We start from the raw sequence: 7592 nt of genomic DNA on the forward strand, positions 1-7592 counted from the left end.
GACTCCGCACACTTTGCCCTGGCGCAACTCTTCCTGGAGCTGGGTTAGTTCTTCGCGGCGTCCAAAGAAGTCAGAGCCCGTGACCGGGAGGGTCTCGTCGTACAGATTCCGGCTGGCCAACTTGTGAAGTAACTCTTTTCGCAACCCCAGGGCCAATGCGTCAGGTCGGCCTCCCCGAGGGAGGTGAACTCCGAGGATTGGTTCGTCGCCCATCCAGGAGTCGAGTTTCCGGCCGGCCATCGGGTCGTTCGAAGACACGATGACGAAGTGGTCCTCACATGACCTGTCGTTGGGTAGGGAACCTCGGCGCTGGGGTACTTGACGCAGGGCGGCGGGCTGCAGTTCATGGTTGGGCGAGTAGATAAGCATCACGTCTCGCGTCAAACCGAACCGGGCCGAGAGATCTGGGCCGGGAGACACCAGTGTTACCCACGACTGGTCCTGGTACTTGCGAATGTAGCTGAAATCCGCCCTGAGGATCCTGAGGGCCTGGCGATGTTCAACCACCTCTGGGACCTCTTTGCGGAGTCGATTGAACTCCTCCGACAATTTCCGGTCCCCAAACGCGGACGCCTCTGACACGCGTTCCTCCCCAAGTCGATTGCTCCGACCATAACGGGACTGCAGGACGCACACAGGCGATTCCGTCGTCACAGCCGCGAAGGCCGTACCGGCCTCAGCTATTTGAAGCTTGACCAGTCGCCCGTGCGAACACGGCGACGAGGCCGTCAGCTCGCGCTGCGGGCCAGCGCGCTTGACGTCGGGATACTCGGCGGCAGGGGTCGCACCCGGGCGATCGCAGGTGTGTCTATCTGGGCGAAGTGACGCGATAGTTGCAGGCGTCGACGGGACTCGTGGAGGGCGGCGCGATCGCGCCGACTAGTCGGCAGCAGATAGTAAGCGTTCTCGCAGGTCTGCTTGCAGTGGTCTTCATCACTGCGGTCAACATCGGCAATCACGCCACAGCAGGGCTCCTATGCACCTATGTGGTCAAGAACGCCCGGAGCGATCAACGGTGGTGAAAGACTTCGAGCCTTCGAGTTCGTGGGCCGACAAGTCTCCGCTGTCACCTGATTGTGCAGGAGGCCCTATGCCGTGACGACGATCTCGATTCCGTCACTTGCCGGACCGATGGCCGTCTGTGCAACTACGGTGCGACCATGCTCAAAGCTCTCGTGATCTCGGCAGCCCTGGTGCTGGCCCTTGCTGGCTGCAGTGACGACTCCTCCGAGGGCGCCGATCCCACGGCACAGAGCGCTGCCGAGGTGTTGAAGTCGGAGATCCCCGAGATCACTGAGTTGGTCACCATCAACGAGGACAACGATTCCAACAACCTCATCGGTCGTCCCAACGGCTATGTGGCCGCGACGGTGGTCTACGACTCCCGTGTGTCCTGTGAGGCCGAAGATCTCGGGGTCGACTGCGGCGCCACGATCGAGGAGTGGCCGTCGCGCCGCGCGGCCCAGGAGCGGTCGGAATACATCCAGAGCCTGCTGTCGGGCAGCAGCATGTTGGGCAGTGAGTGGAACACCGTGCGCGGTCACTTGCTGCTCCGCGTCTCCGGGTCGATGAAGCCGTCGGACGCCGACCGCTATGAGGACGTCTTCACCTCTGCCGAGCTGGCATCCGAAGTCGAGGACGAAGACGACGCTGAAACGACTCCGACGGCGACCGGGAGCGTGGCGGAGCCAGCCGAAGCCGAGGACTTCGGGATCGAGAGTGGGTTCACCACGGGCACCGACTCGATCGGGACCCGCCACACCTCTGCTGGCGCCCGGTTGACCAACCCCAACAGCGACCTCGCGGCGTACGACGTACAGGTGCTGTTCAACCTGATCGGCCAGAACGGCGACGTCATCGACACCGCTACCGAGACCGTCCCTTACGTTGGACCCAGCGAGGTCGTTCCTGTGGCGCCAACGCAGATCGGATTCGACCTGAAGGCCAAACCGACCGACCTGCAGGTCAAGGTCATCGCCGAGTTCAGCGAGGACAAGGGACCGGAGAGCGCGGCGGTGCTGCAGATGGAGGGCGCCGAGGTGATCAAGGGCGAGTATGGAAACGAGCTCAGCGGGCGGGTGACCAACACGACTGACGTCGTCACGGAGTGGTCGTCCTGGAGCTGCATCTTCCTCAATGGCAAGAAGGTCGTGGGCGGCTCGTCCTCCGGGATCAGTGACCCCATTCCGCCCGGCACCATGGTGCAGTTCGATGACAGTCTGAGCATCGACGACCTGCTGCCCAAGAAGGTCGAATGCCGAGTCCTGGCCGATCTGTCCTGATCGGACCGTCGTCCTCCAGCGGGCCGTCGGGGGACTGCCTCGCCGTCGGGGCGCTGGCCTTCTGTTTGGCTCAGAAGTCACGCGGCTGCGCCGACATTTGAATAGCATGTCGATGCCACTCACCGGTTGAGATCATGGCGCCGGAGAAACGGGGGAGCCATGGCTGGTCGTGGGACGTCGTGGGTCAGGTCGAGTCGGCGAAGGGTCTGCGTCGCGTTGCTCGTTGGCGTCCTCGCCCTCGCGCTGATCTCGCTTGACTCGGCCCGGGCTCCGAAATCGGTTCAGGTCGAGTCAGCGGCGACCATCGCGGCTCGAGCGGATGCCGTCGCAGCTCTGCAGGCACTTGAGGGTGGCGACCTGATGGCTCTCGGAGAGGGACTGGCCGGCCATCGTGCAGATCCGGCGTTCGCCTACTTCTTCACGGCTGAAGCGTCGCCGCAGAAGCTGGGTGATGTGCTGGCGACGGTTGCCGAGCCTGACGGTCTCGGGCTCAAGGACGACGTCGACCCAACGGCGTACGACCTGGTGTTGACCGACCTTGCAGACACGTTGTCGTTGGCCACACAGGACACGGGTGAGTTCGTGCTTCCCGCTTCATGGGCGGAGGACTTCGCGGCGTACTCGACAAACCCTGAGCCTCTGGATGGCGAGAGCGTCGATGCTGATCGAGTCGCACAGGACCAGGCCAACAGGCAGAACCTGCTGTTGTTGCTCTCGCGGGGGCGATGGGGGACTGAGTTCCTCATGACGGTCACCAAGGCCTTCTGGGAGTGGGAGCACGACTCGAGTGCCGACGGTGATCCCTGGCCGGGGGTGCCGCTGACCTTCATGCCGGACGGTGGGACCGATGCCCGATTTGCACCTGCGCCGAACGGGGTCTTCGTCACCGACGGCATGGTCGCGCTGATGGCCGCGTTGACGTCCAACCCTGAAGCCGCTGGATGGGCATTCGTGGACTTCCAGCCGGGCACTCACAACGTCTCCTTCGAGGGCGACGATCACCAGATGGGGACGTTCGCCCACTACCTCTTCTTCGAGCGCGCCGACTCCGGCGTTGCGGATGCCGATGGCGCGGGGTCGTCCACATTTGCCACCGCCTTGATGTCTGCGGTGCGGGCGACGGGCGGGTCGTACGCCGAAGGTGCGGTCGGTCCCAGAGCGGATGCCTACATCCTCGAGGACTACCAGGATGCCTTAGAAGACGAGGCGGAGCGGCGCGGGAACGTTTGGTACAAGCAGGTGGGTCGTTCCGCCATGGCAGTGACCCATTTCCTCCACGAGCACGGACACTCCATCCTTGACGTGGTCTCGGCAGTCCCGGGCTTGGGGGCGCCGGCCGACCTGGCCAACGGCATCTGGTCCGGTGTCGAAGGCGACTGGAGCGCCGCAGGCCTCTCGGCAGCGGGGGTGGTGCCCCTGCTCGGAGACACGCTCGTTGTGGCGGTGAAGGCCAACAAGGCGGTCAAGCTGCTCAAGCGCGGCGTCGGCGCCGCGGAACGGATCTCCGCCGCCGATGACCTCCCCAAGGGTGCCACCAACCTCGGCGCCGACGTGCTCCAGTTCGACAATGCCGATGACTTCCTGGCGGCGCTTGAGAGCCCATTGCCAGGCTTCACCTATCAAGTCGGCGAGACCGCCTACCGGGTGGCTCCCGACGGCAAGTTGGTGACACACGTGGGCGGACCGGGCAAGGAGTCGCTCCGCAGAAGCAAGAAGGTGAAGGTGCTTGTGGCACGTGCTTCGAGGACCGCGATCTCGCCGCTGCTCTCACCACGTGCCTTGGCCCGCGAGGCGGAGCATCAAGGGCTCCTGGAGTACGAACTGGAGTTCAAGGTCTCCGTGGACACCGAGCAGGTCTTGGCGCATGTCGGCGACCTCGTCAGTGGACGCTTCTTCGACGGTGTGGCTCTCAAGGACGACGGCACCTACGAGGCGATCGACGTGCTCTATGGGGATGAGGAACAGAGCAGCACTCAGATCAGATTCGACGAGGGCGTTGGCGTCGAGTCACCGGCGCTGGCCACCTTGAAGCTCGGCGAGACGGTGAAGATCACGTCGGTCGTCGTGGTCCGTGTGGCTCCGTGAGCTCGTCGCGAGGTGAGCCCTGGACCGGGCACGTCTTCGAGCCTCGACGCTGTCTTCTGGATCCTGAGGCCATCGAGAGCAATTGAGGCAGATGCCTCACGCGCGGCGAGGGCATCCAGCCGCACTGTGAAGGCATGACAACCACGACACCACGGCAGGCCGTTGAGGCGCTGCAGGGCAACCCCTCGCTTCCCGAGGGCGACGACGAGCGATTCACCGGGTACGGCGTCATGGGCATGCCGTTCGCCAGCGGGCACTACCTCGCCTTGCGCGACATGGTGGCCAGCTCGGTCGGGCCGGCGTACAGGGCGATCTGGTTCCGCGATCCGGGGGGACGCTGGACCATCCACACGACCGGCCCGACCGAGCTGACCTGTCCGCGCTACTTCGGGTCGGTCGCGGCCGGGACTCGCGTGCCGGGCATCGACGTGTCCTGGTCCGACGACCACACGCTCGAGGTGACGCTCGGTGACGACCTGACCTGGCGGATCGAGCTGGGCGCGACGCCGGCGACCCGGATGATGACCGGGATGGGTGGGGTGCTCCCCGAGGCGGGCTGGAACAGCAACGCCGTGCTCGGCGCCATGGGACCGATGGCGCGCACGATGCTGCACACCGGCCGGATCCGGCTCCGCGGAGCGACGCCCAACGGGCCCCACTTCAAGGCCGTGCCGTTGAAGATCTGGCGCGTCGTCGGCAGCGCTGCGACGTACCGGGGCGAGGACCTCGGTGCGCCGGCGCCGCTCGACGAGCAGACTCGCCTGGGCGACTTCTGGCTTCCGCAGCGCGGCGTCTTCTTCGTCGGTCGGGCGCGATTCACGCCACCGATCGAGCAGATCGACAGCGGGGCAAGTGCCGCGGGCGCCAGAATGGGTCAATGACCGCATCGGCGCCGTTGCCCCGCCGGGTCGAGGTGCTCGCCGGCCTGTCGGTGGCGATCGACCTCGGCCTGGGGCAGCCGGCCGAGCACATGCTGCGCTCGTCGATCATCGCGTGCGGGCTGGCGGATCGTCTCGGCCTCAGCCGGGAGCAGAGGGCATGCGTCTACTACACGACGCTGCTGATGTGGATCGGCTGTCACGCGGACTCGCAGGAATACGCGCGCTGGTTCGGTGACGACATCTCCGTCCGGCGCGACGCCTACCTCGTCGACTGGTCGGGCCTGCCCTACCTGCGGTTCCTGGTCGGGAACATCGCGCGCGGCGAGCCGCTGAGCCAGCGGGTGCGGGTGATGGCCACGCTGATGCGCGACGCCCGCGGCCAGCTGGCCACCATGATCCACTCGCACTGCACCTCCGCGGCTGTCCTGGCCCGGCACCTCGGGCTCGGCGCTGACGTCGAGGCGACGCTGGCGTTCACCTTCGAGCGGTACGACGGCGGCGGGCTTCCGGCCGGTGTGTCCGGCGATGCCATCCCGATCGAGATGCGGGTCGCCCAGCTGGCCGACGTCGCCGAGGTGCACCAGCGCATGTACGGCGTCCAGGGTGCGGTCGCGATGGCCAGGAGCCGGCGAGGAGGTCACCTCGACCCGACCGTGGTCGACGCGTTCACCACGGATCCAGACGCGCTCTTCCCGGCGTCCGGCGACGACCCCTGGAACCGGGCACTCGCCATTGCACCCGACTCCGAGACCCCGCTGGACGCGGCCCGCCTGGACGACCTGCTCACCGCCATCGGCGACTTCGTCGACCTCAAGTGCCCGTTCACGCTCGGGCACTCCCGCAACGTTGCCGCAGTTGCCGAGGCGGCCGCCGTACAGCTCGGATTCTCCGTCGACGACACCAACGCCGTACGTCGGGCCGGCCACCTCCACGACGTCGGTCGGATCGGTGTCTCGAACCAGGTCTGGTCGAAGCCGGCCGCCTTGAGCAACGCCGAGTGGGAGCGGGTGCGCATGCATCCCTACCTCACCGAGCGGGTGCTGACGCGCATTCCCGGCCTCGGGCAGGTGGCCGCGATCGCTCGCGCGCACCACGAGCACCTCGACGGATCCGGCTATCCGCTCGGGCTGGCCGGTGCGGCCCTCGGCCGGCCGGAGCGGTTGCTCGCCGCCGTGGTCGCCTACCAGTCAGCGCTGGAACCCCGGCCGTACCGCGAGACCCTGAGCCCCGGGGCGGCCGGGATCCGGTTGCAGGAACGCGCGACCCGCGGTCTGCTCGAGGCCGACAGCGTCGAGGCAGTCCTGGCCGTGGCCGGCCATGCGTCGAAGAAGGTACGCCGCGACGACACCCTCACCCCGCGCGAGGCCGAGATCCTCGGACTGGTCGCCCGCGGCCTTGCCAACCGCGACATCGCAAGTCGCCTGGTGCTCAGCGAGAAGACTGTCCGCAACCACGTCGAACGCACCTACGCCAAGATCGGCGCCACGAACCGAGTCGGCGCGAGTCTCTACGCGCTCCAGCACGGGCTGGTTGCGCCCGCCGACTGACGGCTGGGCACCATGCCGCGATGGACTGCCAGGGTGAGGAAATTGGAGCGGACGCGAGGATTTGAACCTCGACTCCTTCCCTGGAAGGGAAGCGTGCTGCAACTACACCACGTCCGCGAAGGCAGCCTCTGACGAGGCTGACACGTTCGTAGTATGAACCACCTTCGGGAGGATCCGGTGGCCAGGGGGCGACTCCCGGCCACGACGATCTAGCGCCAACCGGTCAGCTTGGCGGGGTTCACGACCATCCACGCGTCGGTGACCAGTCCGCCGGCGACTCGCAGGTTGACCACAGCGCGCACCGCGTCGCCTTCGGTCAGGGTGAACCCGAGTCCGTCGGCGGTGACCTGTTCCGAGAGCGCCCAGGTCGGTCTCTTCGTGAGGACGCCGAGCAGGAACCGCGCGACTCGGAGGGGCCCGACTATGGGGTTTCGGGCCGAGCTCACCACACCGCCACCGTCGGAGCGGAGGATGACCGACGGGTCCAGCAGCTTGGTGAGCGCGCCGAGGTTGCCGCCGCCGGCGGCCGCGAGGAACGCCCGGACCACCGCATCGTGCTCGGCGGGCGGGGCCACCAGGCCGCGGTGCTCGGCGATCCGTCGCCGGGCGGCGGTCGCGAGCTGTCGTACGGCGGCAGGGGAGCGGCCGACGATCTCGGCGACCTCGGGGAAGGGCAGTGCGAAGACGTCGTGCAGCACGAAGGCCACCCGCTCGGCGGGCGTCATCGTCTCGAGCAGCACGAGTAGCGCGGTGCTGACGGTGTCGTCGAGGGTCACCCGATCGGCCGGGTCGGCGGG

Annotated in this window: 6 protein-coding genes and 1 tRNA gene; 4 read left to right on the plus strand and 3 right to left on the minus strand. The window is 66.8% G+C overall.

Annotated features, from left to right (window positions below; genetic code table 11):
• The coding region (locus tag NJ4_RS26375) for a hypothetical protein (protein ID WP_217996809.1) at window positions 1-582 on the minus strand (582 nt) is incomplete at its 3' end.
• 578 nt (window positions 583-1160) lie between these two features.
• On the opposite strand from NJ4_RS26375, the gene NJ4_RS08850 reads away from it, so the two are divergent.
• From NJ4_RS08850 to NJ4_RS08865, 4 genes are all read left to right on the plus strand, one after another.
• Window positions 1161-2282: a hypothetical protein gene (locus NJ4_RS08850; RefSeq protein ID WP_067433233.1), complete on the plus strand. Its 1122-nt coding sequence runs from the start codon at window positions 1161-1163 to the stop codon at window positions 2280-2282.
• Between the two features lie 360 nt (window positions 2283-2642).
• The gene (locus NJ4_RS08855; protein WP_157550974.1) at window positions 2643-4367 is read left to right on the plus strand and encodes a hypothetical protein; all 1725 of its coding nucleotides are present in this window, start codon (window positions 2643-2645) and stop codon (window positions 4365-4367) included.
• Between the two features lie 134 nt (window positions 4368-4501).
• On the plus strand, window positions 4502-5248 hold the full coding sequence (locus tag NJ4_RS08860) for a hypothetical protein (protein WP_067433241.1): 747 nt from the start codon (window positions 4502-4504) through the stop codon (window positions 5246-5248).
• A complete protein-coding gene (locus tag NJ4_RS08865; RefSeq protein WP_067433244.1) occupies window positions 5245-6795 on the plus strand; it encodes an HD domain-containing phosphohydrolase in 1551 nt (516 codons plus the stop codon). Before NJ4_RS08860 ends, NJ4_RS08865 begins: the two co-directional genes overlap by 4 nt.
• A 43-nt stretch (window positions 6796-6838) precedes the next feature.
• Here NJ4_RS08865 and NJ4_RS08870 read toward each other — a convergent pair.
• Both NJ4_RS08870 and NJ4_RS08875 read right to left on the minus strand, forming a co-directional pair.
• Window positions 6839-6912 (minus strand) — tRNA-Gly (locus NJ4_RS08870).
• A gap of 92 nt (window positions 6913-7004) precedes the next feature.
• On the minus strand, window positions 7005-7592 hold a 588-nt coding region (locus tag NJ4_RS08875; protein ID WP_281178276.1), incomplete at its 5' end, for a sigma factor-like helix-turn-helix DNA-binding protein.

Origin of the sequence: Nocardioides jensenii JCM 1364 = NBRC 14755, from assembly GCF_001552535.1 — a bacterium.
Classification (GTDB): Bacteria; Actinomycetota; Actinomycetes; order Propionibacteriales; family Nocardioidaceae; genus Nocardioides; species Nocardioides jensenii.

What these genes read in the sequence shown, in the direction of transcription:
- NJ4_RS08850 (WP_067433233.1), top strand. Translation starts at nt 1,161, where the DNA reads ATGCTCAAAGCTCTCGTGATCTCGGCAGCCCTGGTGCTGGCCCTTGCT.
- NJ4_RS08855 (WP_157550974.1), top strand. Translation starts at nt 2,643, where the DNA reads ATGGCTCTCGGAGAGGGACTGGCCGGCCATCGTGCAGATCCGGCGTTC.
- NJ4_RS08860 (WP_067433241.1), top strand. Translation starts at nt 4,502, where the DNA reads ATGACAACCACGACACCACGGCAGGCCGTTGAGGCGCTGCAGGGCAAC.
- NJ4_RS08865 (WP_067433244.1), top strand. Translation starts at nt 5,245, where the DNA reads ATGACCGCATCGGCGCCGTTGCCCCGCCGGGTCGAGGTGCTCGCCGGC.